Here is a 26,654-nt window from a genome sequence, read left to right on the forward strand (position 1 = left end):
CAGTCCTCGGCCCGACCTTGCCGGAGCCACCGCTTCCCGCGCTCGCGTCGTCCTTCGTGCTGCCGCATGCGGTGAGCATGAGCGCGGCGCCGACGGCCAGAGCCGCCCCGCCGGTGATCCGTGACCGCTTGCGCTTCCTCGCTGTGCTGGCGGGCATCCGCGGCTCCTCGTCGAGGGTGTTCGAGCAGATGCCTGGATACTTATCAGACCACTCAGCCGCGAGAACACCCCGCGGAGCCAGATTTTCCGCTGAGCGGCTCATAGTGGTCCGACCAATCCGGTGATTACACTGCGACAGACCCGGGCACTGGAGGAGCAGCGTGGACGAGACGGACCAGCCGAAGGGCACTGTGACCCAGCGCGCCATCGAGCGGATCAAGGCGATGATCGCCGAGGGCTCGCTGGAGCCGGGCCAGCGCCTGCCCACCGAACGGGACCTCGCGGCCCAACTGGGCATCTCCCGCAGCTCGATGCGCGAGGCGATCCGCGCCCTGACGGTCCTCGGCGTCCTGGATGCCCGGCACGGTTCCGGCATCTACGTCACCGCCCTGGAGGCGGTCGACCTGCTGGAGACCTTCGGCGTGGTCGCCGATCTCTCCCGGGGTCCGCGCCTGGTGGAACTGCTGGAGGTGCGCCGGGTCCTTGAGGCCACGGCGACCGCACTGGCCGCGGCCCGCATCACCGAGGTGCAACTCGCCGAGGTGGAGAAGCACTTGGCGGCGATGAACGCCACCGACGACCCCGAGGAGATCCTCGCCCACGACCTGGCCTTCCACCGCGAGATCGCGACCGCCGCGGGCAACGAGACCATGGCCGCCATCCTCGACGGCCTCTCCTCCCGCACCTTCCGCGCCCGTGTCTGGCGCGGCTACCAGGAGGAGGGTGCCTTCGCCCGCACCCGACGCGAACACGCCGCCATCCATCGCGCCCTGGCCGCCCGCGACCCGGAGGCGGCACGGGCGGCGGCGGCCGCGCACGTGGGCGAGGTGGAGGAGTGGCTGCGGGCACAGATCGGGGGCGAGGGGAACGTGCCGGCGGGGGACGTGCCGATGGGGGACGCGCCGGTGGGGGACGTGCCGGTGGGGGACGACACGCGGGGGTGACACTCGGCGGCGACGCTCGGCGACACCCAGGGCACTTGTGCGTGACGCTCGGGGGCGCTCAGGAGGGATGCTCGGGGGCCGTTCGGGCGTGACGCCCAAGGATGACCGTCACAGCCGTGCCGGCCGCTCGGATCGGCCCTCGCGCGACTCCTCCCGGGGCGAGGCGTCCGCAGTACCTGCGTCGCGCGACCGGCTCACCGTCACCACCCCCGCCGCGCTCGGCACTCCGCCGACGGCGGAGGGCAGCTCTCAGCCAGACGGCGGCCAGGAGGCCATGAAGCCAGGCGCGCGTGCGGGGCGGCCGGGTTCGTGCCCCGCACGGTCGCGGTCGCGGGCGACTTCGCCGTGCTGTGCGCGCCGGCCGCCCGTCGCGCGGGCGTCGCCCTGACGCCCCGGCTCGCCCTGCCCGACCCCGGCGCGCCGGGCCTGCGCGTGCACCCGCCGCGCGTGCCGGTGCGGCGCGGCGTCCACGCCGTGCACCGGACCGGGACGGGCGGGCACCCGAGCCCCCAGGCACCCAGGCACCCGGGCACCCGCCACGTCCTGGACCGCCTCACCGCACTGGCACCCGACAACGGGTGACGGGCTCAGGCCCGCCGCAGCCGCAACGTCATCAGCTGGAACGGCCGCAGGCGTACGGTGATCCGCTCGCCGTCCCGCTCCACCTGCTCCCCCGCTCCGTCGGGGCGTTCCAGCAGGTCGGTCACGCTGACGTCGGCGACGGCGAAGCCGGCCGTGACCGTGGCGCGGGCCCGGCCGCCGTGGGCCTCGTGGAAGCGGACGACCACGTCACCACTGCCGTCGTCGGCCAGCTTCACCGCCGTGACCACGACCGCGTCGTCGTCCACCGTGACCAGCGGGGCGACCTCGCGGGCGCCGGTGGTCCGCCGTTCCGGCAGGTTGATCCGCCAGCCCTCACGGACCGCGTCGGCGATCCCGGCACCCGGGATCAGGGCGTGCCGGAAGCGGTGGACACCCTGGTCGGTCTCGGGGTCCGGGAAACGGGGCGCGCGCAGCAGCGAGGCGCGGACCGTCGTCGTCGTACCCCGGTCGCCGTCGGTGCGGACGCCGCGGGTCACGTCGTGGCCGTACGTCGAGTCGTTGACGACCGCCACGCCCCAGCCCGGTTCGGTCAGATGGACGAAGCGGTGGTTGCAGGCCTCGAACTTGGCAACCTCCCACGAGGTGTTGGTGTGGGTGGCCCGGTGGACGTGCCCGAACTGGGTCTCCGACGCGTACCGTTCGGCGTGCAGATCGAGCGGGAAGGCCAGTTTCAGGAACTTCTCCGTCTCGTGCCAGTCGACCTCGGTGTCGATGTCCAGCCTCCGCTCCCCTGGCGGCAGCGACAGCACCTGCGTGACGCGCGAGGCACCGAAGGACCGGACGATCCGCACCGACGCCCCGTCCTCACCGGCACTGATCTCGTCGGCGTCCGTGAGGTCGGTGACGGTGTTGCGGTAGAAGGCGTCGACGTCCCAGGCGTCCCACATGTTCGGGAAGTCCGGGTGCAGTTGGAGGAGGTTGCCGGCCCTGCCGGGGGCGATCGTCTCCCGGTCGGCGGCGTGGTCGTACGCGGAGACGACGAGTCCGCGGACGTCGATCCCGATCCGCAGCAGGCCGTTGTCCAGGACGTGTCCGCCGCCCGGACGCGGCGTGCGGGTCGTGCGCCCCTCGGTCACCGCGCGGCCGGCGCCACCCGCCGCGACGCCCGCGCGGACGTGCGGGGCGGAGTTGAAGACGAGCGGCTCGCCGCCCTCGCCCGCAAGGGCGCGCTGGGCGTCCTCGACGATCGCGGTCAGCTCGGCGGCCACGCGGTCGTAGGTCGCGCGCGCCTCCCGGTGCACCCAGGCGATGGACGAGCCGGGCAGGATGTCGTGGAACTGGTGCAGCAGGACCGTCTTCCAGATGCGGTCCAACTCCTCGTACGGGTAACGGAATCCGGTGCGCACGGCGGCGGTGGCCGCCCACAGCTCCGCCTCCCGCAGCAGATGTTCGCTGCGGCGGTTGCCCTGCTTGGTCCTCGCCTGGCTGGTGAGGGTGGCGCGGTGCAGTTCGAGGTAGAGCTCGCCGACCCAGACGGGCGGCTCGGCGTACTCGGCCTCGGCCTTCTCGAAGAAGGCGCGCGGGGTCTCCCAGACGACGGTCGCCGAGCCCTCGAGGTCGCGCAGCCGGGCCGCCTTGGCGACCATCTCGCGGGTCGTGCCGCCGCCTCCGTCGCCCCAGCCGGACGGGGCGAGGGAGTGCCGCGCCCGGCCCTTGTCCCGGAAGTTCCGTGCCGCGTGGGCGATCTCGCTGCCCTTCATGGAGCAGTTGTAGGTGTCGACGGGCGGGAAGTGCGTGAAGATCCGGGTGCCGTCGATGCCCTCCCACTGGAAGGTGTGGTGCGGGAACTTGTTCGTCTTCGACCACGAGATCTTCTGCGTCAGCAGCCACTTGGAGCCGGCCGCCTTGATGATCTGCGGCAGGCCGGCGGCGAAGCCGAAGGTGTCCGGCAGCCAGGCCTCCTCGTTCTCGATGCCGAACTCGTCGAGGAAGAACCGCTTCCCGTGCACGAACTGCCGTGCCATCGCCTCCGAGCCGGGCATGTTGGTGTCCGACTCCACCCACATCCCGCCGGCCGGCACGAACCGCCCCCGCGCCACGGCCTGCTTCACCCGCGCCCACACCTCGGGCCGGTGCTCCTTCACCCACGCCCACTGCTGGGCCTGCGACATGGCGAAGACGAAGTCCGGCTCGTCCTCGATGAGCGCGGTCATGTTGGACGTCGTACGGGCCACCTTGCGAACCGTCTCGCGCAGCGGCCACAGCCACGCCGAGTCGATGTGCGCGTGGCCGACGGCGCTGATCCGGTGGGCGGAGGGCACGGCGGGCGCGGCCAGCACGCCGGTGAGCCGCGCACGGGCCCGTTCCGCGGTGCCGTTCACGTCCTGCAGGTCGACGGCGTCCAGTGCCCGGTCGACCGCGCGCAGGATGTCCCAGCGGCGCGCCGAGTCCGCCGGCAGCTCCGCCATCAGCTCGCCGAGCACCTCCAGGTCGAGCACCAGCTGCCACACGGTCTCGTCGAAGACGGCGAGGTCCATACGGGTGAGCGTGTACTGCGACTCGTGCCCGGCGGTGTCCTTGTCGCCGAGCCGGGTGGGTCGGAAGGGGTGGTAGCCGAGGATGACCGGGTTGGAGGCGGCCTCGATGTGCAGGCGCACCTCCTCTCCGCCCTCCACGGGCGCGCCGACGCGTACCCACTGGTTGCGCGGGTTGAGGCCCTTCACCGGGGTTCCGTCGGGCCGGTAGACGAGGCCTTCGCACTGGAATCCGGGCATGTTCTCGTCGAAGCCCAGGTCGAGGAGGGCCTCGACGGTCTTCCCGGCCCACGCCTCCGGCACGGTCCCGGTCACCCGGAACCAGCTGGTGCCCCACGGAGCACCCCACCGGGCGCCCACCTCGATCGGCGCGGGCTCGGCCGCCAGGCCCTCCGCGACCGGGACCGGCTCGCCGGGCGCGTGCCACACCGCGACCCGCAGCGGCACCGACTCGGGGTACACGGCGGGGCGGATGCGTTCGTCGAGGACGCGCCGGAGGCGGGCTTCGACCAGATTGCGGTCGTCATGCATGCGGGGTGCTCCCTGCTGGGTCTGCGGGGTGGTTACCAGGTGTGGGTGACGGTCACCGGAGTCGACGCGATGTACAGCTCCCCCACGGCACGTACGTCGAATCGTGCGGCCGTCTCTCCTGTCCGGTGCTGCTCTCCGGCTCTCGTGTCCGGCTCTCGTGTCCGGCGCGGCTCTCCGGCTCTCCTCTCCGGCGGGATCACGAGCGGGTGCCTCCATGGAGGGTGGCGAGTACCTGTTCGGGGGTGACGACCTCGGTGATGCCGCGCGCGGCGAGGTGGTCCTTGTCGTCGGCGCGGGTGTCGAGGACGGTCGTGGGGCGGGCTCCGTCGGCGACGAGCCGGAAGAAGGCGTCGAAGACCGGGCCGCCCGGGGCACAGCGGGAGCGGTGGCCGGGGTGGTCGGGCACGACCAGGGCGGTGGCGCGCACGGCGGGGGCCTCAGGGCGCGCACGGGCCGCCTCCGCCAGGACACGGGCGACGTCCTTGGGCCGCCGGTCGTCGGTCAGCAACCCGAGCCCGTATTCCAGTTCGGGAAAGTCGGCCAGGTCGCGGGAGACGTCGAACGAGCACCACCAGGTGACACCCCACAGGCCGGGGCAGTCCAGCACGTGGCGGACGGTCGCCTCGGCGAAGGCGGCGGCGTGCTCGGGCGGCACCAGGGGTGCGGGCGCGCCGACCTCCTGGAGCCACACGGGCCGATGCGGCCGCTCCGCCCAGGCTTTGCTCAGTTCGACCAGGTAGGCGGCGTGGTGCTCGGCCGGTACGGAGGTACGTCCGTGTCGCTGGGCGGTGCCGTTGAAGATCCAGGAGTGCACGGCGGTGACGTCGCCGAGGCGGGCCGAGTGGCCGGGGGTGAAGGGCTGGTCGTCCTGGTACCAGGCGGCGTCGTACGAGGCGTGCAGATGCAGCCGGTCGGGGGCGCCCTCGGCGCACGCGGCGAGCAGCCGGGTCAGCCATCGCTCGGCCTCGTCCGGTGTGATCCGGTCGGGGTCGGGGTGCGGTCCGGCGGCGAACTGGTTGACCTCGTTGCCGATGGTCATGCCGATGAAGTTGGGCCGGCCGGCGAGGGCTGCGGCGAGGGTGCGCAGGTAGGTGGCCTGGCCGTCGACCACGTCGGGGTCGGTGAAGAGGTTGCGCCGGTGCCAGGTGCGGGTCCAGGCGGGCAGGAAGTCGAAGCTGCTCAAGTGGCCCTGCAGGCCGTCCACGTTGACGTCGAGGCCGCGTTCGGCTGCCGCGTCGGCGAGGGTGACGAGCTGGTCGACGGCGCGGGGGCGGATCAGCGTGCGGTTGGGCTGGAAGTAGGGCCAGAGCGGGAAGACGCGGATGTGGTCGAGGCCGAGGGCGGCGATCGCGTCGAGGTCGGCGCGTACGGAGTCGAGGTCGAAGTCGAGCCAGTGGTGGAACCACCCCTCGCTGGGGGTGTAGTTGACGCCGAAGCGCACGGCAGGGGGCATGATGTGTTCTCGTTCCGTGCAGATGGTCGAGGCCGATGGTCAGGGTGAACTTGTCCGGGTCGCTGAGCGGATACGCACGGCGTCGAGGCTTCTTTTGCGGGTGGGCGACCCGCCGGGTCCTCGGCGGCTCCCCCGCCCCGACCGCCCTCGTCCACGACAACGACGTGATGGCCGTCGCCGGTCTCGCCGCGGCGGCCGACCTCGGCTTCCGCGTCCCGCAGGACGTGTCGGTGGTGTCCTGGGAGGACTCGGCACTGTGCCGCGTGGTCACGCCCCGGCTGTCCGCGCTCTCCCGGGACGGCGCCGAGTTCGGCCGTACGGCGGCACGCGAGCTGATGTCCCTGCTCGACGGACGGCCGGGCCGTGCGGCCGGCGTGCCCGTGCCCCGGCTGACGAGGCGCGGCAGCACGGCAGCCGTCCGCGTCGACGAGCGGGCCGGGCAGGCATCGTGAGTCTCCCGCCCGGCCTCCGGGGCCGTATCCCCTCCCAGGTGCCCCCGCCCACCGCTCACCCCTGGTCGCCCGCGCACACGCTGCGCACCACCCTCTCGACGCGGCGCGCCCAACCGTGCACAGTTCTCCCTGCGCGCTTGATTCATACCGACGAGTAGCCTCAAGCGGCCGACGCGCAGCCGAGACACAGCGACGAGACACAGCGAGGAGTGGCCGTGAGCAGCTGGGCCGGACGGAGTGCCGCCGAGATCGCCGCCGCAGTACGCGAGAAGCGGGTCACACCGCGCGAGGTCGTGGCGGAGCACCTCGCGCGGATCGAGCGGCTCGACGGCCGGGTCGGGGCGTTCCGTACGGTGCGTGCGGGGGCCGCGCAGGCGGAGGCGGACGAGGTCGGAGCCCGTGACGACCTGAGTGAACTTCCCCTGGCGGGTGTGCCGTTGGCCGTGAAGGACAACCTGGCGGTGCGCGGCGAGTCTCTGCGCAACGGCTCCGCCGCGACATCGGACACGCCGGCGGGCGAGGACCATGTGACGGTGGCCCGGCTGCGGGCGGCGGGCGCGGTGGTCGTGGGTCTGACGAACGTGCCCGAGCTGTGCGTCTTCGGCACCACGGAGGGCGTCCACGGCACCGCCCGCAATCCGTGGGACCTCTCCCGTACGGCGGGCGGCTCGTCCGGCGGCAGCGCGGCGGCGGTGGCGGCCGGCCTGGTGCCGCTGGCGCTCGGCAACGACGGGATGGGCTCGCTGCGCATCCCGGCGGCCAACTGCGGACTGGTCACCCTGAAGCCGGGGCACGGGGTGGTGCCGGCGGGGATCGGGAACGGTGACTGGTTCGGGATGTCGGAGAACGGTCCGCTGGCCACGACGGTCGAGGATCTTCGCCTGATGCTCTCGGTCCTCGCGGACACCGCGTTCGTACGACGTGAGGAGCGAGCCCGGCGGAAGATCGCCGTCGCCCTGCGCAGCCCCCTCGCCGGGGTGAGCGTGAGCAGGCCGTACGCCACCGCGGTCCGGGAGGCGGCCGGGGTACTGGCCGGTGCCGGACACCGGGTCCGGCGGGCCGAGCCGCCCTACCCCCTCTCACTGAGCGTGACTTCGCTGCAGCACTGGACGGCGGGTACGGCGGTGGATGCGGAGGGTCTCGATCCGGCGCTGCTGGCCCGGCGGACCCGGGTGCACGCGGCGGTGGGCCGGCGCTTCCTGCGGGCCGTGCGCGACGGGGACGGGCGCGAGCGCCTGCGCGCCCGGCTGACCCCGTTCTTCACCGAGCACGACGTCCTGCTCACCCCGGCCCTCGCGCGCCGCTCCCCGAAGGCGGGGCCCTGGCACGAGCGGGGCTGGCTGCGCAACATCATGGCGAACACCGCGTACTCGCCGTTCACCCCGCCGTGGAACCTGACGGGCTGGCCCGCGATGGCGGTCCCGTTCGGCACGCTGGCGTCCGGAGCGCCCTGCGCGGTGCAACTGGTGGGCCGCCCGGGCACGGAGGCCGACCTGCTGGACCTCGCGGAGGAACTGGCGGAGCTGCACCCGTGGCAGCGGACGGCGCCTGCGGCGGACCGGGCCTGAGCCTGGCCTGAGCGGGTCAGGCGAAGTCCGGGTGCGGCTCGGCAGCGCCCCAAAGGGGCGCGAGGCTGTATCGATATGCGGCTCCGCCGCGATGGGGGTCCCCGCGCGGTGGGGGTCCCCCCGCGGTGGGGGTCCCCCCGCTCGAGCGAAGCCGAGAGTGGGGGAGAAGCCGAGAGTGATGGGAGAAGCCGAGAGTGGGGAGGGTCGGGGTCGACCATGAATCCGGCGTTGGCGACGCGCGCGGCGGGGCCGCCGTAGTTCGGAGTCAGGTAGACCGAGCCCACCGCGGCTCCGGTGGCGTCCTCGGCCAAGTAGACCCGCTTGGGCGGGCTCGTCCAGAGGGCTCGGCCCGCCTCCTGCGGGGTGTCGGGGTCCCAGGCGTAGGTTTCGGCGGGGGCGACGATCCGATGCCCGAAGGGCCAGATCCGTGGCCAGTCCTCGGCCGCGGCTTCTCTGATCAGCATGGGCGCGTGTCCGTCACGCCCATGCTCACGGCGATCGCGACGGTCCGACCCGCGGGTCAGTCCACGCTCGGCAGGATGTGGGGCTCGGCCAGGTCGTCCTCGTAGCCCGCCAGGCGGATCGGGGCGGAGCGGGCCCACACGTCGAGGCTTCCCAGTTCGTCCCGTCGGCGGCGCGCGCCCTCGGCGCGTTCCTTGGGGCCCTTTTCGCGATTCGTCTTCTCCGGTGTCACCGCGCACTCCTTCATGTGTCGGTCACCCTCGGGGCCGGCCGGGCATCTCGCTCCGGCACTCGTCACCCGCTCGGGTCTGTATAGGCCAGTTCGGGCGCGGTGGCGCCGGTACTTCGTGTCGGAGCAGGCCGTTGTCGACCGGCTCACCCCGGGACGGACGATGGGTGTGGGTGGGACCCCGTGCTGCTGTCCGTCCCCTCCAGGGTAACCAAATGAGCGGGCACCCGCTCGATAGGGAGTGCAAACAAGACGTAACTATCGCGAGTCAAATCGCTCACCGATGTCCCTTAATATGCTGCTATTTGCCATAAAGTGCATCACCAGCCCACCAGGCAAATCACCCACTTGGCCTACAGCCGCGCACACATCTTCGATCCCGGCCCGAGCCGTCTCACCCGACGCGGCGCAGTTCAAGTGCCGTTGGCCGGGTCGCAAGCTGGCCATGATCTGGTGACGTGCGGCAACGGCTGTCTCGCGGAAGGACTGACGCATGGAGCTGCGCAGCGTCGAGGAGCTGATGGATCTGATGTACGCCGGCCGGCACCAGCACGCGCTGCGGACCGCCGCGCTGCTGCGCCGCAGCCGGCCCGCCGACAAGGAGCTCCAGGTGGCCGGCCTGGTCCACGGCATCGGCCCGACGCTCCACCCGGCCGACGAACCGGGCCGGGCCCGCGGTGCGGCCGACGCGGTACGGGCACTGCTCGGGGAGCGCGTGTTCCGGCTGGTCCGCGGGGACGGCGGCCCCGCGGACGACGATCTGCTCCGTCTGCGTCAGGCCAGGGAGGAGGGCCGCGCCGGCGGCTTCGACGCGGGCGTACTGGAGGACTGGCGCACCGTCCTCGAACTGGTCGCGGCCCGCAACTCGCGCCTCGGCGCGGTCGACTGACCCCCGCGCCGCGCCCCTCCTCCTGACGGCTCATCACCCGCCGGTACGGCGATGATTTCCGCGTACCGACCCGTTACCGTCAATTCACCAAAAATTTACCACTTGCCCGGTGCGTAGTCCTTCATGAAGACGCCGTACAGGTCCTCGCCCGCCTCGCCGCACACGATCGGGTCGTAGACGCGGGCGGCGCCGTCGACCAGGTCGAGCGGGGCGTGGAAGCCCTCCTCGGCGAGGCGCAGCTTGTCGAAGTGCGGACGCTCGTCGGTGATCCAGCCGGTGTCGACCGAGGTCATGAGGATGCCGTCGGTGTCGAACATCTCCTGGGCGCTGGTCCGCGTGACCATGTTCATGGCAGCCTTCGCGGCGTTCGTGTTCGGGTGCCCGGCACCCTTGTAGCCACGGCCGAAGACGCCCTCCATCGCCGAGACGTTCACGACGTACGCCCGCCCGCTGACCGCCTTCTTCGCGGCGTCGGCCATGGCGGGGCGCAGCTTGCTGATGAGGATGAACGGCGCGGTGTAGTTGCACAGCTGGGTCTCGAGCAGCTCCACCGGGGAGATCTGCTCGATGGTCTGCACCCAGGTGTTGGTCTCGACGACGTCGGGGACGAGGCCGCCGGCGTCGATGGCGGTGCCGTCGAGGTGCCGGGCGACGCTGGCGTTGCCCGCGACGAGGGCGAGGTCGGCGACCTTCTGGGCGTCCAGGCCGCTGGTGCCGAGGGGCAGCGCGGCGATGCCGTCGACCGCGCCGGAGTTGAAGGCGCCGATCACGTGGTGGGCGGGGAGCTCACCGGCGGGCAGCGGGGCGCTCTCGCCGTCGACCAGGGCCGCGTACGCGGTGGGCAGCCGGCGCACGGTCTGGGTCGCGTTGTTGATCAGGATGTCGAGCGGACCCGCCTCGGCGACCTGGTCGGCGAGGGCGACGGCCTGCGCGGGGTCACGCAGGTCGATACCGACCACCTCCAGCCGGTGGATCCACTCCGCCGAGTCCTCCATCGCCTTGAACCGGCGGATGGCGTCCTTGGGGAAGCGTGTGGTGACGGTGGTGTGCGCGCCGTCGCGCAGCAGCCGCAGCGCGATGTACATGCCGATCTTGGCGCGGCCGCCGGTGAGCAGGGCGCGCTTGCCGGTGAGGTCGGCACGGGCGTCGCGCTTGGCGCGGTTCGTGCGGGCGCAGTCCGGACAGAGCTGGTGGTAGAAGTAGTCGACCTCGACGTAGCGGCCCTTGCAGGTGTAGCAGGAGCGCGGGCGCTGGAGTATGCCCGCGATCTTGCCTTCGTCGACCTTCGAGGAGGGCAGGATGCCCTCGGTCTCGTCGTCGATGCGCTCGGCGGAGCCGGTGGCCGTGGCCTCGGTGACCGCACGGTCGTGCGCGGTCTTGGCGGCCCGGCGCTCCTGACGGCGGCGCTGCTTGACCGTCCGGTAGATCGCCGAGGTGGCCCGGCGCACCTTGATCGCGTCGGGGTGGTCGACCTCGATCCGGTCCAGTTCGTCGAGCACGCTCAGGCAGACGGCCAGGCGCTCGGGGTCGATCCCCGGCCCGTAGACCGCCTCGTCCGTGGCCATGGAGCCGTCCTCTGTCACCGTCATCGCGCTGCCGCTTCCCTGAGTCACTCGTGCAGCGCGCCGACTTGCGCCTGCTGTCGAACAGGGAATTTTACGGAGCGGGGGCCTTCCGGCCAAAAAAGCGAAGGTGATCTCAGTCGGCGGCTGCGGGTGGCCCCCACGGAGAGGCAGGCCGCCGACGGCGCTCTCACCCCGCGGGGGCCACCCGCACCCGACCATGAAAGCTGTACGGGTCGTGCGGGTGGGAGAACAGGACCCGGCCGGAGGCCGGGTGCCCGCCCTCACCCACCCGCACGGAATCAAACGTCACAAGCCACGACCAACCCCTCCACCTCATCCCTCACAGCGCGCGCGAACACCTCGAGATCCGGCACGGCCTCCGCGTCGGCGACCAGCCCGTAGTGCACGCGCCCCCGATACGTGGAGATCGCCACCGCCAGCGCCTGCCCCGGCGCGAGCGGCGCGAAGGGATACACCTCCGTGAGCTGATGCCCACCGAGCCGCAGCCCCAGCCCCGGCAGCGGCACGCTGGTGACCAGGATGTCGAACCAGAGCCGCGCGGCCTGCCCCACCAGCGGCCCGCCGAGCCGGTGGCCGAGCGCCGGCACGTGATCGGCGAGCAGGGCCACCGCCCCGGCACCCCGGTTCGGCCCCGCGTCCTTGTTGCGGATCATGGCCGTACGGACGGTGTCGAGCCGGCGGAACGGATCGGGGTCGTCGACCGGAAGCCGTATCAGGTACCCGGAGAGCCGGTTGCCCTGTGGCTGGGCGCCACGCGGCCGGCGTCGGGAGACGGGGATCAGGGCGCGGGGCGCGACCCCCTCGGTGCTGTCGCCGCGTTCGTCCAGCCAGCGGCGCAGCGCGCCGGCGACGACCGCGATGAGCACGTCGTTGACGGTGCCCCCGACGGTCTTGCGGACCCGGTGCACGTCGTCGATGTCGAGGACGACACCGGCGGTACGGCGGGTTCCGCTGGGCGCGGAGGTCAGCGCCGACGAGGGGCGCATGCCGAGGGTGGACCGGGCGAGCGAGGTGCCGATGTCCAGGGCCCGGCCCGCGTCGGACAGGGCGTCCCTGACCAGGCCGGGCACGCGGCCGGGCAGTCTGCGCACGTCGGCCAGCAGGTTGCGGGGCGGTTCGACGGCGCGCGGGCCACGCTCGGGCATGTCCACGGGGTCGAGGACGCCGGCCGCCAGCTTCAGCGCACGAAGGCCGTCGGCGAGGGCGTGGTGGAACTTGAACAGCACGGCGAAGGAGACGCCGTCCTCGCCGGGCAGCACGTGCGCCTCCCACGGTGGCCGGCCGCGCTCCAGCGGCCGTTCCATCAGCCGGCCCGCGACCGCCTGGAAGTCGGAGGTGGGGGCGTGCAGCCGGACATGGTTGAGGGGGTCGAAGTCCGGGTCGCTCTCGCGGGTGGCGCCGCCGAACGCGAGCGGCCGCCAGACGTCCCGGATACGCATGCGCAGGCCCGGCACGGCGGCGGCGCGGGCGGCGAGCAGGTCGGCGGCGTGGGCACCCGCCGTCGGCGAATGCGTGGCGAAGACGCCGAGCGCGCCGAGGTGCATCGGGTAACGGTCGGACTCCATGTTCCAGAAGGCCAGGTCGAGCGGAGCGAGCAGGTCGGAAGTCAAGGGCATGCCTCGCACATCGACGACGGGGTGGACCAGCAGTCAATCCCCGATAAGCGATTACGGTCAAGTACGATCGTGCTACGCACAGTTAACACCAGATTAAGTCCCGCCCCCGCCGAAAGGGGCGGGACTCAAGTGACTCCTGAGGTCACCTCAGGACGGGGGGCGCCGCCGAGGGTGACGTACCCCACTCCGACGGGCGCGGGCCGACCGTGAAGCCGAGCGTGCGCAGGGAGCGCAGCGCGGCCGTCGTCAGGTAGGTCCGCGCGTGCGGTTTCCCGTCCGTGCGGACGGCCCGTACGTAGCGGTCGCTCGCGGAGGTTCCGGGTGCGGTGACCGTGAACCCCCCGCTCGGCCAGAATCGGCGGTCCAGGGTGAGGTCGACGCGGTCGAAGACCGGGGTGGACAGCCCCCAGGTGTCGTAGCCGGGCTGGATCGGGAAGAGGCCGATCGAGGACAGCACGTTCCAGGCGGACATGGTGCCGAGGTCGTCGTTGCCGGTCATGCCGGTGGGGCCGTCGGTGAACAGGGTCAGCGCCGCGTGCACCACGTCCGTGGTCTTCCAGGGCTGGCCGGTGGCCAGGTAGGTGTAGGGCGCGATGAGGTCGGGCTCGTTCATCGGGTTGTACGTGGCGGCGTTGTAGTAGTCGTACGCGTTCCCGTGCACCCACACCTCGCGTGCGGTCCCTTCGGGGTCGGCGAGCAGCCGGTCGTAGGCGAAGAACGAGTCCAGGCGGTCGTTCGCCGCGCGCCTGCCGCCGATGAGGCGGATCATGCCCGGCAGGTCCTGCGGGACCAGCCACTGGTACTGCCAGGCGGTGCCCTCGTGGAAGCCGATCCCGCGGGCCGGGTCGGCCGAGCCGGTGAAGGCGCCGGAGAAGTCCCGGGCGCGGAAGAAGCCGGTCTCGGGGTCGAAGATGTTCCGGTAGTTCTGCGCCCGTGCGGCATAGCGGGCGGCGTCGGCGGTGTGTCCGAGGCCGCGGGCCATCTGGGCGAGCATCGCGTCGGCGAGGGCGTACTCCAGGGTGACGGAGGCACCGTGGCGGTAGTCGGAGTCGCCCATCTTGGCGTAGGGGCGGTCCTTGTCGTAGGGGGCGAAGCCGTGTGCGATGTACTCGGTGTTGGCCTCGCGTCCGATGCCCGGGTTGTCGGCGGGCGGCACTCCGTCGGCGTTCTTCTTCAACGCCCGGTAGGCGCGCTCCTCGAAGCCCCTGAGCAGCCCGGCCTGGTAGGCGGTGGTCAGGAAGGGGGTGACCGGGTCACCGCTCATGACGTTCGTCTCGACCGGGCCGTAGCCCCACTTGGGCAGCCAGCCGCCGTCCTCGTCGACCTTGACCACCGACAGCGCCATGTCGCGGGCCTCGCGGGGCGCGAGCAGGGCGAGGAGCTGGGCCTGGGTGCGGTAGGTGTCCCACAGCGACCAGTTCTGGTAGTACGTGAACCCGTTCGCGTGGTGGACACGGCGGTCCCAGCCTGTGTAGCGGCCGTCGGCGTCGCTGCCGATGTTGGGCGCGAGGAACGAGCGGTAGAGCGACGAGTAGAACGTCCGGCGCCGGGTCGGATCCCCGCCCTGGACGCGGACACCGGCCAGCCGGCGCTCCCACTGCTCGCGTGCGCGCTCGCGCACGGCGTCGAAGGACCGGCCGCCCTCCGCGCGCAGGTTGGCGTCGGCGCCGGCCGCGTCGACGTACGACAGTGCGGTGGTCGCCTCGACCGTGCGGTTCTTGGTCGTGTCGAAGCGGACGTAGGCGCCGCCGCTCCCGTTGCGGGCGTCCGGGGTGACGGTGGACCCGTCCCAGGTGCCGTAGGCCGTGAAGGGCCGGCTGAAGCGGGTGACCGTGTAGACCGTGTAGGGGCCGGTGTCCCGGCAGAATCCGTGTCCGGTGATGCCGGTGCGCACGGTGTGGTCGTCGAGGATCTCGACGGAGCTTGCGACCCGCTTGTGCAGCGACTGGGCCGCGTTCAGCAGGACGTTGGCCTTGTCGGTGGCCGGGAAGGTGAAGCGCTGCACCCCGGTGCGCTCGGTCGCGGTCAGCTCGGCGCGGATGCCGGAGTCGAGGCCGACGCGGTAGTAGCCGGGGCTCGCCTGCTCGTTCGCGTGCGAGAACCCCGCCGCGTACCGGGCGTCGTCCGTCTGGGTGACGTCACCGGTGGTGGGCAGCACGGGCAGGTCGCCGCCGATGCGGCAGCCGACACCCGAGAGGTGGACCAGCGAGAAGCCGCGGATGCGCTTCTGCGTGTAGTCGTAGCCGGTGCTGTGCCCGGTGTCCGGGGAGAGTTGCACCATGCCGAAGGGCACGGCGGCACCGGGGAAGGTGTTGCCCTCGTCCTGGCTCCCGATGAACGGGTTGACCAGGTCGGTGAGGTGGCCGTCGAGCTGCTCGGCGGCGCCTGCGGCGGGGGTGGCGGCCAGCGCGGACGCCGCCATCACCCCGGCCAGGTACAGCCGTGCGCACCGGGTCCCTCTCATGTCGGATGACCTCCGAAGGTTCGACATCGTTGCCTGCATCGTGCGGGGCGAACGACGTGAACTCGGGCATCCTGGGCGGAATGTGTCGGCGCGTCGCGGAAGCCGCCGCCCCTGAGGGCGACGGAACGGCCCGTCAGAGGACTCTGCGGCCCTTCCCCAGGGCGATCACTCCGCCCTCGGAGACGGTGTACAGCTCGGCGTCCCGCTCCGGGTTGACACCGATGGTGGCGCCGGGCGGGACCTCGACGTTCTTGTCCAGGACGGCGCCGCGTACGACGGCGCCGCGGCCCACGCGAACGTTGTCGTGGAGCACCGAACCCTGCACGACCGCGCCCGGGTCGACCCGTACGCCGGGGGACAGTACCGACCGGCTGACCTGACCGCGGATCAGGCAGCCCGCGCTGATGATCGATTCACTGGTGATGCCGCCGGCGTTGAACCGGGCCGGGGAGAGCTGGTTGGAGTGGGTGTAGATGGGCCACTGCCGGTTGTAGAGGTTGAAGGCGGGTCGTTCGGCGATGAGGTCCATATGGGCCTCGTAGTAGGCGTCCAGGGTGCCGACGTCCCGCCAGTAGCCCTGGTCACGGCTGGTCTCGCCGGGTACGTGGTTGTCGCTGAAGTCGTACAGCTGCGCCTCGCCGCGGCCGGTCAGCTGGGGCAGGATCGAGCCGCCCATGTCGTGCACGGACTCCTCGTCCTCGGCGTCCCGTTGCAGCGACTCGACCAGGGCCTTGGTGGTGAAGATGTAGTTGCCCATCGAGGCGAACACGCACTCCGGGGCGTCCGCCAGCCCGGGCGGGTCGGCCGGCTTCTCCAGGAACCGCTCGACGGTACGACCGTCCGATCCGGGAGTGATCACCCCGAAGGAGGAGGACTCCGCGCGCGGCACGCGGATGCCGGCCACCGTGACGCCCGCGCCGTTCTCGATGTGCTGCTTGAGCATCTGCCGCGGGTCCATGCGGTAGACGTGGTCGGCGCCGAACACCGCGACGTAGTCAGGCTGTTCGTCGTACACGAGGTTCAGGGACTGCAGGAGCGCGTCGGCGCTGCCCAGGTACCAGCGGGGGCCGAGGCGCTGCTGGGCCGGGACCGGGGTGACGTAGTTGCCGAGCAGGTTCGACATCCGCCACGTGGTGGTGATGTGCCGGTCCAGCGAGTGCGACTTGTACTGGGTCAGCACACAGATGCGCAGGACGTCGGCGTTGACGAGGTTGGAGAGGACGAAGTCGACGAGCCGGTAGGTGCCACCGAAGGTGACCGCGGGTTTCGCGCGGTCCGTGGTCAGGGGCATCAGGCGTTTGCCCTCCCCGCCCGCCAGCACGATCCCGAGTACCGAAGGCCCACCACGACGCATGGCCGCTCCCCTCACCCTGGTTGAACCATGGCTGCCCCGAGCAGGCCGGCCTAAGCCTGTTTGAGGATCTCCTCGTACAGTCCGGCGGTGCGCCGTGCCACGGCGTCCCAGCCGAACTCCCCCACCGCACGCCGCCGTCCGGCCTCGCCCATCCCCCGGGCCCGCTCCTGATCGGCGAGCAGAGCGTCCAGGGCGCGGGCGAGGTTCGTCTCGAAGTCGTCGTCCACATCGACCAGCAGACCGGTACGGCCGTCCTCGACGACCTCGGGGATCCCTCCGACCCGGGAGGCGACGACCGGAGTGCCGCAGGCCATCGCCTCCAGATTGACGATGCCGAGGGGTTCGTACACCGAGGGGCACACGAACACGGCGGCGTGCGTGAGGAGTTGGACGACCTCCGCGCGCGGCAGCATCTGCGGGATCCAAGTCACGCCCGCGCGGACCCGGCTCAGCTCCTCGTACAGCTCGCGGAACTCCCGTTCGATCTCCGGGGTGTCGGGCGCGCCCGCGCACAGCACGACCTGGGTGCCCGCGCCGATGTCCCGTACGGCGCGCAGCAGATGGGGCACGCCCTTCTGGCGGGTGATCCGGCCGACGAACAGGACGTACGGGCGGCCCGGGTCGACACCGTGCCGGACGAGGACGTCGGTGCCGTGGTCGGGCCGGTAGAGGGTGGTGTCGATGCCGTTGTGCACGACGTGGACCCGTGCCGGGTCCAGGGCCGGGTAGCAGGCGAGGATGTCCTCGCGCATGGCTCCCGACACGGCGATCACGGCGTCCGCGGCCTCGATCGCGGTGCGCTCGGCCCAGCTCGACAGCGCGTATCCGCCGCCGAGTTGCTCGGCCTTCCAGGGGCGCAGCGGCTCCAGCGAATGGGCGGTCACCACGTGCGGGACGCCGTACAGGAGCTTGGCCATATGGCCGGCGAGATTGGCGTACCAGGTGTGCGAGTGGACGAGTTCGCGGTCCTCGAGGGCGGCCGCGATGGACAGGTCCACGGAGAAGGTGCGCAGCGCGTCGTTGGAGCCGTCCAGGGCGGGCCAGGGGCGGTGGCGTACGACGCCGGGAGCGCGGCCCTCGCCCCAGCTGTGCACCTCCAGGTCCACGAGGGAGGCCAGCTCGCGGGCGAGGAACTCGACATGGACGCCGGCGCCGCCGTACACGTCCGGGGGGTACTCCCGGGTCAGCAGTCCCACTCGCACCCGACAACCCCCTTGTCCCGACGGCAGGTTCCCTCATGGTCACCCAGATACGGCCCGCGGGGAAGAGTCCGGCGGCCGGGTGAAGCAGCAGTCGCCGCAGACTCCCCCGCCGGGGACGCGGTAGTACAGGCAGCAGCTGCGCCGCCGGAACGCCATACCGGTGCGGGCGCCGGTGGCGCGCAGGAGGGGGTGGGAGAACAGATCGTCGGTGAGCGCGGCGGCCCGCTCCGTGACGTCGGTACGGACGTGCGCGCGGGCCCAGCGGTCCAGTTCCCGGGCCGCGCCGGCCAGTGCCGAGCCGGCGTTGCCCCACAGCAGCCCGGACGCGACCCCGTACCGGGACCTCAGGGCTTCCCCCAGGGGCTCCAGATGGGCGTGCAGCACGGTGTCGAGGAGCGTGGCCGCGTCCCCGGGCAGCGGTCGCACCTCGGTCAGCCACAGCTCGTCGGGCAGGGTCGCCGAGGCGTCCCAGCGCAGCAGGCGCGGGTCGAGGTCGGGCACGCGGCCGTACAGCGCGACGCAGCCCAGGGCCACCGACCACAGGCGCGCGACCAGTCCCTGGTGGGCGAGGGAGGCGGCCACCCGGGGTTCGGCGGTGCGCAGCCGGTCCGCGATCACCCCCACGCGGAAAGTCACCGCATTTCCGTAAGCATCCGATGTCACTGTCTCGTACGCTTCCGCGAGCGTCGGCAGCGCGGCGGAGGGCTGCCCGGTTCCCGCTCCGGTCGTCCGCAGGACGAAGAAGCCACCGAGGGGGTGGAGAGCGCTGAGATGGGGGTCGAGGTCCACGAACAGCACTAGTACCAGGTTCGATCGTCGTCCCCGGCTCAGGGTCTCCACCCCGGGGCACCCGTCTAGGGGATGATCGGGGGGCTGTCCTACTCCATCGGTAGTAGGACTCATTGCGTGCTCAGGTACGACGACTTGAGGCGGCCGAGCGGGCAGAGTGTCGACCATGGAAGCCGTCCGTACGCCGCGCCGGGCCCCTTTGGCCCGCCTCCTGCAGAGGAGCAGCTCGTGAGCGCCCTCGCGTTGTCCGTGGTGCTGTCGTTCGTCTCCGCCGTCGCGTACGCGGGCGGGGCGATCGTGCAGGAGCGGGTCGCGGTGTCCTCCCCCGACGAGCAGTACGCGCCGCTGCGCCGGCCGAGCTGGTGGGCGGCGCTGGGCTTGAACGGACTCGGCGGCGTGCTGCACGTCGTGGCGCTGGCCTGCGGCCCGCTGAGCCTGGTGCAGCCGCTGGGCGCGCTGACCATCGTCTTCGCCCTGCCCATGGCGGCGCTGTTCGTAGGCCGCAGGGCCGGGGCGACCGCCTGGCGGGGCGCCATCATGGCCACGGCGGGCCTCGCGGGTCTGCTGTCCCTGGTCGGCTCCGGCGAGGCGCACTCCCTGGACACGGCCCAGCGGGTGGCCGTCGCGCTGGTCACCGGCGGTGCCGTCGTGACGCTGATGGTGGCGGGCCGGGCCGCGCACCGGCACCCGGCGGTGCGCAGCGTGCTGCTCGCCACCGGCTCCGGCATAGCCTTCGGCATGTCCTCGGTTTTCACCAAGACGGTCGCCGTCGACTGGAGCGACGGGGTCGGTCTCGGCGACCTGCCCTCGCTGGCCGTGATCGGCGTGTTCGCGGTCGCCGGCATCATGATCTCCCAGGCCTCCTACCGGGGCGGCGGCCTCGCCGCGCCGCTGGCCACGCTGACCGTCGTCAACCCGGTGCTGGCCGCCGCGGTCGGCATCCTGATGTTCGGCGAGACGTTCCGCTACAGCACCATGGGCACCGTGCTCGCGCTGGGCTGCGGCGTGGTGGCGACCGGCGGACTGATCCTGCTGACGACGGAACGGCTGGAGAGCACCCCGGTCCCGGCCGCGGACGGCAAGGCCGAGCCGGTCACCGCGCGCCCGGAGCCGGCGCTCACCGCCGAACCGGCGCTCGCCGCCGAGCCTGCCGTGGCCCTTCCCCGGCAGCGCACGGCGGTGGAGACCGAGCTGGAGAAGGCCGTCCTGGAGGAGGCTGTCCTGGAGGAGGCCGAGGAGATCCTGGACGGGCCCGTCCACGCGGAACGGCAACTCCTGGACGACGTACTCATACAGACCGGTTCAGGTCCGCAAGGCGCCTTCATGGCGGCCTCCGCGGACAGCGGCCGTCGCGACGGCGAGGGAATCCTGGCAGGGGCCGGTGCGGGAACGTGGGCCGGAGCCTGGGCAACGTGGTCCGGAGCCTGGGCGGGGCACTCGGCTCCTCACGCCGATCCGGCGTCGTACGTCCCGCTGTCCGCGAGCATCCCGGTGCCGCTGGCCCTGCTGGACCGGCACCAGGGCGCTCGTCAGATACTGACGCCGCCGGCCCGCAGGTAGGCGATCGGGTCGATGTCGGAACCGAAACCGGGCCCCGTCCGCACCTCGAAGTGCAGATGCGGGCCCGTGACGTTTCCGGTCGCCCCGGACCGGCCGATCCGCAGGCCCGCGGACACGCGCTGCCCGGCCCGCACCGAGATCGCGGACAGGTGGGCGTACTGCGTGTAGCGGCCGTCGGCGTGCCGGATGACCACCTGGTAGCCGTACGACCCTCCCCAGCCGGCGGCCACCACGTGACCGGCCGCCGCGGCCCGGACGGAGGTGCCGGCCGGCACGAGGAAGTCGATGCCGGTGTGGTAGCCCTTCGACCAGTGCGAGCCGGCCACGTGGTAGCCGGTGCCGATGGCGGCGTGCACGGGGGCGACGAGCGCGTGGCTGCCGGTGGGCGTCGAGTGCGAGGAGGTGTGCTGCTCCGCACGGCTCTTGTGCTGCTCGTGACCCTTCTTCCCCGCGGGACCGGTCCTGTGCTTCTCACCAGGGGCTTTCTTCTGCGCGGGCGGCGCCTTGCGCTGCGAGTGGGTCTTCCCGGCCGGGGACTTCGCCGGGGACGCGGGCACGGGGGCGACGGGGATGACGGGAGTGCGCAGGCTGAGCCGCTGGCCGGGGAGGATGAGGTCGGGATCGGCCCCGACAGTCGCCCGGTTGGCCGCGTACAGCCGTTGCCAGCCGCCCCGGACGTGGTGCTCGTCGGCGATGCCGGAGAGGGTGTCGCCGTGCACCACGGTGTACATCTCGGCGCGGCCCGCGCGGGACTGCGGCGTGGTCTGCGGTCGCACGTCCCGGACGGATCCCGTCTGCGGTCGCACGTCCCGGACCGCACCCGTCTGCTCGGGGCTCGGCGCGACGCTGTCCGTGTGGACCGCCGGAACGTCTCCAGCATGGCTTTCGGGGCTGGCGACCGCGACCAGTGGAATCGCGAGGCCGGCGCCGCCCGCCGTGACGGTCAGTGAGGCGCGGTTGATCCTGTTCGGCTGGTACCGGCGGTGCCGGCCGCGTACGGCCATGTCCGAATCCCCTCGGCATGCGTCAGGAGCGGCAAAAGTATGCGCGGGGACAGGCCATGACAAGATGGGAAACCGGCCGTATGTCACGGCCAAGTGGCCGAGGCCGGGCCGCTCTTGGCCGGTTCGCCCGTACGCTCGCGCACTCGCGCACAGTGAGGCGAGAGGTCTCTTCCGTCCGTAGTCAAGCGTGGCGGGTCGGATGTGCGCTCGCGGTGGCAGCACGTCAGGATGGGCCATGGGTCCGCACCGACGGAGCCGCAGTCACGAGGCAGCCGTAGTCACGAGGCGGCCGTAGTCACGAGGCAGCATGGGAGCAGGCGGTATGAGCACTTCAGCGCAGATCGGCGTCACGGGCCTGGCGGTCATGGGCAGCAACCTCGCCCGGAACTTCGCGCGCAACGGGTACACGGTCGCCGTGCACAACCGTACGGCGTCGAAGACGCGGGCGCTGGTCGAGGAGTTCGGGAACGAGGGCGACTTCGTCCCGGCCGAGACCGCCAAGGAGTTCGTGGCGGCCCTGGAGCGCCCCCGCAGGCTGGTCATCATGGTCAAGGCCGGTGGGCCGACGGACGCGGTGATCGAGGAGTTCGCGCCGCTGATGGAGCCCGGCGACATGATCATCGACGGCGGCAACGCGCACTTCGCGGACACCCGGCGCCGTGAGCGGCAGCTGCGCGAGCAGGGCATCCACTTCGTCGGCACCGGAATCTCCGGCGGCGAGGAAGGCGCGCTGCACGGGCCGAGCATCATGCCGGGCGGCTCGGCAAAGTCGTACACGTCGCTCGGCCCGATGCTGGAGAAGATCTCCGCGAAGGCGCCCGACGGCGCGCCCTGTGTGACCCATGTGGGCCCCGACGGCGCCGGGCACTTCGTGAAGATGGTCCACAACGGCATCGAGTACGCCGACATGCAGCTGATCGGTGAGGCATATCAGCTGCTGCGCGATGTCGCCGGGTACTCCCCCGCCGAGATCGCGGACATCTTCCGCACCTGGAACCGGGGCCGCCTCGACTCCTACCTGATCGAGATCACGGCCGAGGTGCTGTCGCACGTGGACGCGGCGACCGGGAAGCCGTTCGTGGACGTGGTGGTCGACCAGGCCGAGCAGAAGGGCACCGGCCGCTGGACGGTCCAGATCGCCCTCGACCTGGGTGTGCCGGTGTCGGGCATCGCGGAGGCGGTGTTCGCCCGCTCCCTGTCCGGGCACGCGGCCCTGCGAGAGGCCTCGCACGGCCTGGCGGGGCCGACGGCGAAGCCGCTGGGCGAGGCGGAGAGGGCGGCTTTCGCCGACAAGGTGGAGCAGGCGCTGTACGCCTCCAAGATCGTCTCCTACACGCAGGGCTTCCACGAGATCGCCGCGGGCAGCGAGGAGTACGACTGGGACATCGACCTCGGCGCGATCGCCTCGATCTGGCGGGGCGGCTGCATCATCCGCGCGGCCTTCCTCGACCGCATCCGCACCGCGTACGACGCCCGGCCGGACCTGCCGAGCCTGCTGTCCGACGAGACGTTCGCCTCGGAGATCGCCGCCGCGCAGGACGACTGGCGCGAGGTGCTGATCGCCGCGATTCAGCAGGGCGTGCCGACGCCGGGGTTCGCGGCGGCGCTGGCGTACTACGACTCGCTGCGAGGAGAACGGCTGCCCGCGTCGCTCACGCAGGCGCAACGGGACTTCTTCGGGGCGCACACATATCGGCGGGTGGACCGGGAGGGGTCGTTCCACACGTTGTGGGGCGGCGACCGGAGTGAGGTTTCCGCGTAAGGGGCTTGCTTTGAGCGCCCAGGGGGTGGGGGTGTTGTCGGTCGACGGGTGCGGGTGCGTTGTGGCTCGTCGCGCGGATCCCCGCGCCCCTTGGCGGGTGATGGGGGCTCGCGGTGACGTGCGAGTGAGGCGGGGAGTTGTCGGCTGGTCGGCGCGGGTACGTTGCGGCTGGTCGCACAGTTCCCCGCGCCCCTTTCGGGGCGCTGATGCCTCGCGGTGATGCGAGGGTGGGGCGGGGAACTGTCGGCCCGGCGGTGTGGGTGCGTCGTGGCTCGTCGTGCGGTTGCCCGCGCCCTTTCAGGGTGACGGTGAGGTGAGGGGTGGGCCTGGTTCTGGGTTGGGGGTGGGTTCAGGGCCTGGGGGGATTGGGGACGGTGGAGGCTCTGGCGGTACCGGGGACGGAGGTTCCGGGGCCGGAGGTAGGGGTTCTGGGGGTTCGGGGGCTGGTTCGGGGGGTGGGACCGGGGTGGGGTAGGGGTCCGGTGGGGTGGGGCCCGGGGGTGGGGGTGGGCCCGGGGATGCGGGGTCGGGGTATGGGGTCGTCATGGAGGGCCTCCGGGCAGTCGCCGGGCGGGCGGCGTCGCCTCTGGATACTTCCCCGACTACCCGGCGCTCGCATGGCCACTCACACTGCCGCAGACGCTCCCCCGCCCCAGGCGGCAGCGTCGGTGATCTCGCCGGCGGCGCCTGCACCGGGTGGTTCAGAAGCGGCCGGGGTGGGCCCGCAGCCAGTTCTTCGCGGCGGCGAGCAGTTCCGGGTCGGCCGGCGGGGCCACCTCGGGGTGACGCTCGGCCCACTTCACGACGTACGGGCACAGCGGGGCGACCGGGACGCCTTCCCGCTCGGCGACGGCGTACAGCTCCCGCGCCAGCGAACCGGCGATGCCCTTGCCCTCGTGGGCGGGCTCCACAATGGTGTGGACGGGGACCAGGGCGCGCGCGGGCGACTCGAGGACGAAGTACTCGATGTGTCCGAGGACCTCGCCGTCGCCGACGGCCTCCAGGCGGCCGGCCGACCGGTCGTCACGGATGTCGATGTCGGTCATGGCCACGCACGCTCCTGGTCGTCGTCCGCCGCTCAGGCCCGTACGGCCTGCGGGCTGCGCTCCTGGTCCGAACCGGGCACCGGCTCGGACGGGTCGGCGCCGAGGGACACGATGCGGTTGCCTCCGTCGACGTGCACGACCCGCGGCTTCAGCTCCCGCGCCTCGGCGTCGGTGACCTGAGCGTAGCTGATGATGATCACCAGGTCCCCGGGGTGCACGAGGTGGGCGGCCGCGCCATTGATCCCGATGACTCCCGAACCGCGCTCGCCCTCGATGACGTACGTCTCCAGGCGGGCGCCGTTGGTGATGTCGACGATGTGGACCAGCTCTCCGGGGAGCAGGTCGGCGGCGTCGAGAAGGTCCGCGTCGATCGTCACCGATCCCACGTAGTGCAGGTCGGCCTGGGTGACGGTGGCGCGGTGGATCTTGGACTTGAACATGGTGCGAAGCATGGAGAAGCTCCCGGTTTGTCTGCTCCCTGCCTGCTTATGCAGGTCAAGGGCGGTCTCCGGAGGCTACATCGTTTCTCGTGTGTGGTCAGCTGTCGGCAGGTGTTCGAGGACTCACACTGACCCGTTGCCGACTTTTCTGACACCGCGCCAGTCACATGCGCACCCGCGTCATGGGCTCTCGGCGCGTTTTTCGTTTTGGGCGCTGTCGAGTGCCGTGCCGCCGTCGCAGGTGAGAGGGCGGCACGACGTGCCCAAGGGCGCTCTTTCCCTTGAGCGCGTCAGTGGATCGAGATGGGTGCCTGACCTGCTTCGGCCTGCGTTCCCCCGCCACCGCTGGCAGCAACCCGTGAGCCCGCGCCGGGCTTCCCCGCGTTGACGAGCGCCGCGGCGAGCACGATCGCGAGGACCAGGAGAGCGGCCGCCCACCAGAAGGCGGTGGCGTAGCCGTGGGTCATGCTCGCGAGCGTCGCCCGCGTCCGTTCATCGGCCAGGTGGCCGGCGGCGTGAGAAGCCGTGGCGGAGGCCGCGACCGTGTTCAGCACGGCCGTGCCGACGGCGCCGCCGATTCGCTGGGAGGCGTCGACCGTGGCAGAGGCGACTCCCGCGCCGGTGGAGCGTACGCCATGGGTGCCCATCTGAACGGACGTCATGACGGCGGTGCCCAGGCCGAATCCGAGCCGGATCAGGGCGGGCGGGACGTGCGCCATCTAGGAGCGTGGGTCAGTAAACAACTCCTGGAACGCCGCGCCTCGTGGTGAAGTGCGGCTCCGAGCGCTGCTCTTGAAAAGGCGTGGCTGGCGGGCAGTCGTGATGCGAGAATCAGTCCGCAACTTGATCCACATCCGCGTCCCGGAGGTCCGCATGGACGTCGCCTCGCTGCTGCCGTTGACCACGGCCCGGTTGTCGCTGCGTCTGTTCACTCCCGGCGACGCCGATGACCTGTACACCTACCAGAGCCTGCCGAACGTGGCGCGCTACTTGTACCGGCCGGCGCACACGCGTGAGCGCAGCGAGCAGGTTGCCGCCGAGCGCGCGGCGCAGACGGCCTGGCGCGCCGACGGGGACAAGCTGGCGCTCGCTGTCTGCCGACGCGATGGGCCCGGCGTCCTTGGCGAGGTGAGCCTCGCCCTGGCCGATGCCCGCGCCGCCCAGGCCGAGATCGGCTGGACTCTCGACCCAGGTCACCAGGGGCACGGCTACGCGACCGAGGCGGCCGCGGCGCTGGCCGGGTTCGCCTTCGACACACTGGGCGTGCACCGGCTCTACGCACGGCTGGATGTGGAGAACACCGGGTCTGTGCGGGTCTGTGAGCGCCTCGGGATGCGCCGGGAGGCGCACCTGGTCGAGAACGACCTCGACGGGGATCGCTGGGGCAGCGAGTACATCTACGCGGCGCTGTCCGCGGATCTCGGCAGTCGATCAGGCGATTGAGCCCCACGCCGCCTCCTGTTCGTGATCTTCCATATGGGAGAATCCTGGTGGGGATGGCCTGTTCGAGGTGGATCCGGCGGCGGTGGTGAAGCCGGAGACCGCGCCGACGGTGGCGGTGAAGAAGACCTTCCGGGCGTTCGTCCCCGATCAGATGCTGATGCTGCCGCCGTCACTGGACGAGTGGCTGCCCGAGGGGCATCTGGCCCGATTCGTGGCCGAACTGGTCGACGAGGCGCTCGACCTGGGCCCGATCCTGGCGTTCTGCACCGAGAAGCGCGGGTTCCCGCCGTATGACCGGCGGTTGATGGTCCGGCTGCTGATCTACGGGTACACCACCGGAGTGCGCTCGTCGCGGGCGATCGAGCGCAAGTGCACCGATGATGTGGCAGCCCACCTCCGGACGGTCTCCGAACTCACGCCCAACAGCCTCGCGGCTTGCCCGATGCTGTACGACGGCACAGAGCGAACTCCAGGTCAGGCTCCGACGCCGACACCCGGCACGGTCTTCCGTCATGGGCGGCCAGGTGCTCGGTTGCCGCAAGCCTCGCAACATACCGGTCCAGCGCCCGGCACCGGCCCTGGGCACGGGGAGACCGGCCCGAACCCCCAACCGGCTTACTACAG

General features: G+C 71.9%; 19 protein-coding genes and 5 pseudogenes. 9 read left to right on the forward strand and 15 right to left on the reverse strand.

Annotated features, from left to right (window positions below):
* Window positions 1–320 precede the first annotated feature (320 nt).
* A complete protein-coding gene (locus ACWD5D_RS30275; RefSeq protein WP_451375948.1) occupies window positions 321–1,103 on the forward strand; it encodes a FadR/GntR family transcriptional regulator in 783 nt (260 codons plus the stop codon).
* A gap of 189 nt (window positions 1,104–1,292) precedes the next feature.
* Window positions 1,293–1,685 (forward strand): annotated as a pseudogene (locus tag ACWD5D_RS30280) (LysR substrate-binding domain-containing protein); the annotation flags it as partial.
* Window positions 1,686–1,690: 5 nt separating this feature from the next.
* Here the strand turns inward: ACWD5D_RS30280 and ACWD5D_RS30285 are convergent.
* Both ACWD5D_RS30285 and ACWD5D_RS30290 read right to left on the reverse strand, forming a co-directional pair.
* Window positions 1,691–4,711, reverse strand: a complete 3,021-nt coding sequence (locus ACWD5D_RS30285; protein WP_451375949.1) for an alpha-mannosidase — start codon at window positions 4,709–4,711, stop codon at window positions 1,691–1,693.
* A gap of 196 nt (window positions 4,712–4,907) precedes the next feature.
* Window positions 4,908–6,164 (reverse strand): glycoside hydrolase 5 family protein, encoded by a 1,257-nt coding sequence (locus ACWD5D_RS30290; protein WP_451375950.1) that lies wholly within the window; start codon window positions 6,162–6,164, stop codon window positions 4,908–4,910.
* A gap of 107 nt (window positions 6,165–6,271) precedes the next feature.
* Between ACWD5D_RS30290 and ACWD5D_RS30295 the strand changes: the two are divergent.
* Together ACWD5D_RS30295 and ACWD5D_RS30300 are read left to right on the forward strand one after the other, a co-directional pair.
* A pseudogene (locus ACWD5D_RS30295) lies at window positions 6,272–6,616 on the forward strand (substrate-binding domain-containing protein); the annotation flags it as partial.
* Window positions 6,617–6,831: 215 nt separating this feature from the next.
* Complete coding sequence (locus ACWD5D_RS30300) at window positions 6,832–8,184, forward strand: amidase (protein ID WP_451375951.1); 1,353 nt, start codon at window positions 6,832–6,834, stop codon at window positions 8,182–8,184.
* A gap of 203 nt (window positions 8,185–8,387) precedes the next feature.
* Here the strand turns inward: ACWD5D_RS30300 and ACWD5D_RS30305 are convergent.
* Together ACWD5D_RS30305 and ACWD5D_RS30310 are read right to left on the reverse strand one after the other, a co-directional pair.
* A pseudogene (locus ACWD5D_RS30305) lies at window positions 8,388–8,648 on the reverse strand (N-acetyltransferase family protein); the annotation flags it as partial.
* Window positions 8,649–8,704: 56 nt separating this feature from the next.
* Complete coding sequence (locus ACWD5D_RS30310; protein ID WP_451375952.1) at window positions 8,705–8,878, reverse strand: hypothetical protein; 174 nt, start codon at window positions 8,876–8,878, stop codon at window positions 8,705–8,707.
* A gap of 490 nt (window positions 8,879–9,368) precedes the next feature.
* Between ACWD5D_RS30310 and ACWD5D_RS30315 the strand changes: the two genes are divergently transcribed.
* On the forward strand, window positions 9,369–9,764 hold the full coding sequence (locus tag ACWD5D_RS30315) for a hypothetical protein (protein WP_451375953.1): 396 nt from the start codon (window positions 9,369–9,371) through the stop codon (window positions 9,762–9,764).
* 95 nt (window positions 9,765–9,859) lie between these two features.
* Here ACWD5D_RS30315 and ACWD5D_RS30320 read toward each other — a convergent pair whose 3' ends face one another.
* The 6 genes from ACWD5D_RS30320 to ACWD5D_RS30345 form a co-directional block, all read right to left on the reverse strand.
* Entirely contained in the window at window positions 9,860–11,353 is a 1,494-nt protein-coding gene (locus tag ACWD5D_RS30320) for an SDR family NAD(P)-dependent oxidoreductase (RefSeq protein WP_451375954.1), read from the reverse strand.
* A gap of 275 nt (window positions 11,354–11,628) precedes the next feature.
* Entirely contained in the window at window positions 11,629–12,960 is a 1,332-nt protein-coding gene (locus tag ACWD5D_RS30325; protein WP_451375983.1) for a wax ester/triacylglycerol synthase family O-acyltransferase, read from the reverse strand.
* A gap of 148 nt (window positions 12,961–13,108) precedes the next feature.
* Window positions 13,109–15,430, reverse strand: a complete 2,322-nt coding sequence (locus tag ACWD5D_RS30330; RefSeq protein ID WP_451375955.1) for a GH92 family glycosyl hydrolase — start codon at window positions 15,428–15,430, stop codon at window positions 13,109–13,111.
* Between the two features lie 133 nt (window positions 15,431–15,563).
* Complete coding sequence (gene glgC / locus ACWD5D_RS30335) at window positions 15,564–16,784, reverse strand: glucose-1-phosphate adenylyltransferase (RefSeq protein WP_451375956.1); 1,221 nt, start codon at window positions 16,782–16,784, stop codon at window positions 15,564–15,566.
* Between the two features lie 50 nt (window positions 16,785–16,834).
* On the reverse strand, window positions 16,835–17,986 hold the full coding sequence (gene glgA / locus ACWD5D_RS30340) for a glycogen synthase (RefSeq protein WP_451375957.1): 1,152 nt from the start codon (window positions 17,984–17,986) through the stop codon (window positions 16,835–16,837).
* Window positions 17,987–18,025: 39 nt separating this feature from the next.
* On the reverse strand, window positions 18,026–18,775 hold the full coding sequence (locus ACWD5D_RS30345) for a (2Fe-2S)-binding protein (RefSeq protein WP_451375984.1): 750 nt from the start codon (window positions 18,773–18,775) through the stop codon (window positions 18,026–18,028).
* A gap of 228 nt (window positions 18,776–19,003) precedes the next feature.
* Here ACWD5D_RS30345 and ACWD5D_RS30350 point away from each other — a divergent pair, with 228 nt between their 5' ends.
* Window positions 19,004–20,335 carry a DMT family transporter gene (locus ACWD5D_RS30350; RefSeq protein ID WP_451375958.1) on the forward strand — a complete coding sequence of 444 codons (1,332 nt, stop codon included), beginning with the start codon at window positions 19,004–19,006 and terminating at the stop codon, window positions 20,333–20,335.
* On the opposite strand, the gene ACWD5D_RS30355 is transcribed toward ACWD5D_RS30350, so the two are convergent.
* Window positions 20,305–21,339, reverse strand: coding sequence for a M23 family metallopeptidase (locus ACWD5D_RS30355; RefSeq protein ID WP_451375959.1), 1,035 nt, complete (start codon window positions 21,337–21,339; stop codon window positions 20,305–20,307). The two genes, ACWD5D_RS30350 and ACWD5D_RS30355, sit on opposite strands and share 31 nt — an antisense overlap.
* A gap of 322 nt (window positions 21,340–21,661) precedes the next feature.
* Between ACWD5D_RS30355 and gndA the strand changes: the two genes are divergently transcribed.
* Window positions 21,662–23,101 (forward strand): NADP-dependent phosphogluconate dehydrogenase, encoded by a 1,440-nt coding sequence (gene gndA, locus ACWD5D_RS30360; protein ID WP_451375960.1) that lies wholly within the window; start codon window positions 21,662–21,664, stop codon window positions 23,099–23,101.
* 701 nt (window positions 23,102–23,802) lie between these two features.
* Here gndA and ACWD5D_RS30365 read toward each other — a convergent pair.
* From ACWD5D_RS30365 to ACWD5D_RS30375, 3 genes are all read right to left on the reverse strand, one after another.
* A complete protein-coding gene (locus ACWD5D_RS30365) occupies window positions 23,803–24,147 on the reverse strand; it encodes a GNAT family N-acetyltransferase (protein WP_451375961.1) in 345 nt (114 codons plus the stop codon).
* A 32-nt stretch (window positions 24,148–24,179) separates the two neighbouring features.
* Window positions 24,180–24,599 (reverse strand): aspartate 1-decarboxylase, encoded by a 420-nt coding sequence (gene panD / locus ACWD5D_RS30370; RefSeq protein ID WP_451375962.1) that lies wholly within the window; start codon window positions 24,597–24,599, stop codon window positions 24,180–24,182.
* Window positions 24,600–24,877: 278 nt separating this feature from the next.
* Complete coding sequence (locus ACWD5D_RS30375) at window positions 24,878–25,306, reverse strand: hypothetical protein (protein WP_451375963.1); 429 nt, start codon at window positions 25,304–25,306, stop codon at window positions 24,878–24,880.
* Window positions 25,307–25,460: 154 nt separating this feature from the next.
* Here ACWD5D_RS30375 and ACWD5D_RS30380 point away from each other — a divergent pair, with 154 nt between their 5' ends.
* Both ACWD5D_RS30380 and ACWD5D_RS30385 read left to right on the forward strand, forming a co-directional pair.
* The gene (locus tag ACWD5D_RS30380; protein ID WP_451375964.1) at window positions 25,461–26,030 is read left to right on the forward strand and encodes a GNAT family N-acetyltransferase; all 570 of its coding nucleotides are present in this window, start codon (window positions 25,461–25,463) and stop codon (window positions 26,028–26,030) included.
* Between the two features lie 115 nt (window positions 26,031–26,145).
* Window positions 26,146–26,418: pseudogene (locus ACWD5D_RS30385) on the forward strand (transposase); the annotation flags it as partial.
* On the opposite strand, the pseudogene ACWD5D_RS30390 reads toward ACWD5D_RS30385, so the two are convergent.
* Window positions 26,418–26,489, reverse strand: a pseudogene (locus ACWD5D_RS30390) (MerR family transcriptional regulator); the annotation flags it as partial. The pseudogenes ACWD5D_RS30385 and ACWD5D_RS30390 overlap by 1 nt on opposite strands.
* Between the last annotated feature and the right edge of the window lie 165 nt (window positions 26,490–26,654).

Source organism: Streptomyces sp. NPDC002520, from assembly GCF_053595235.1.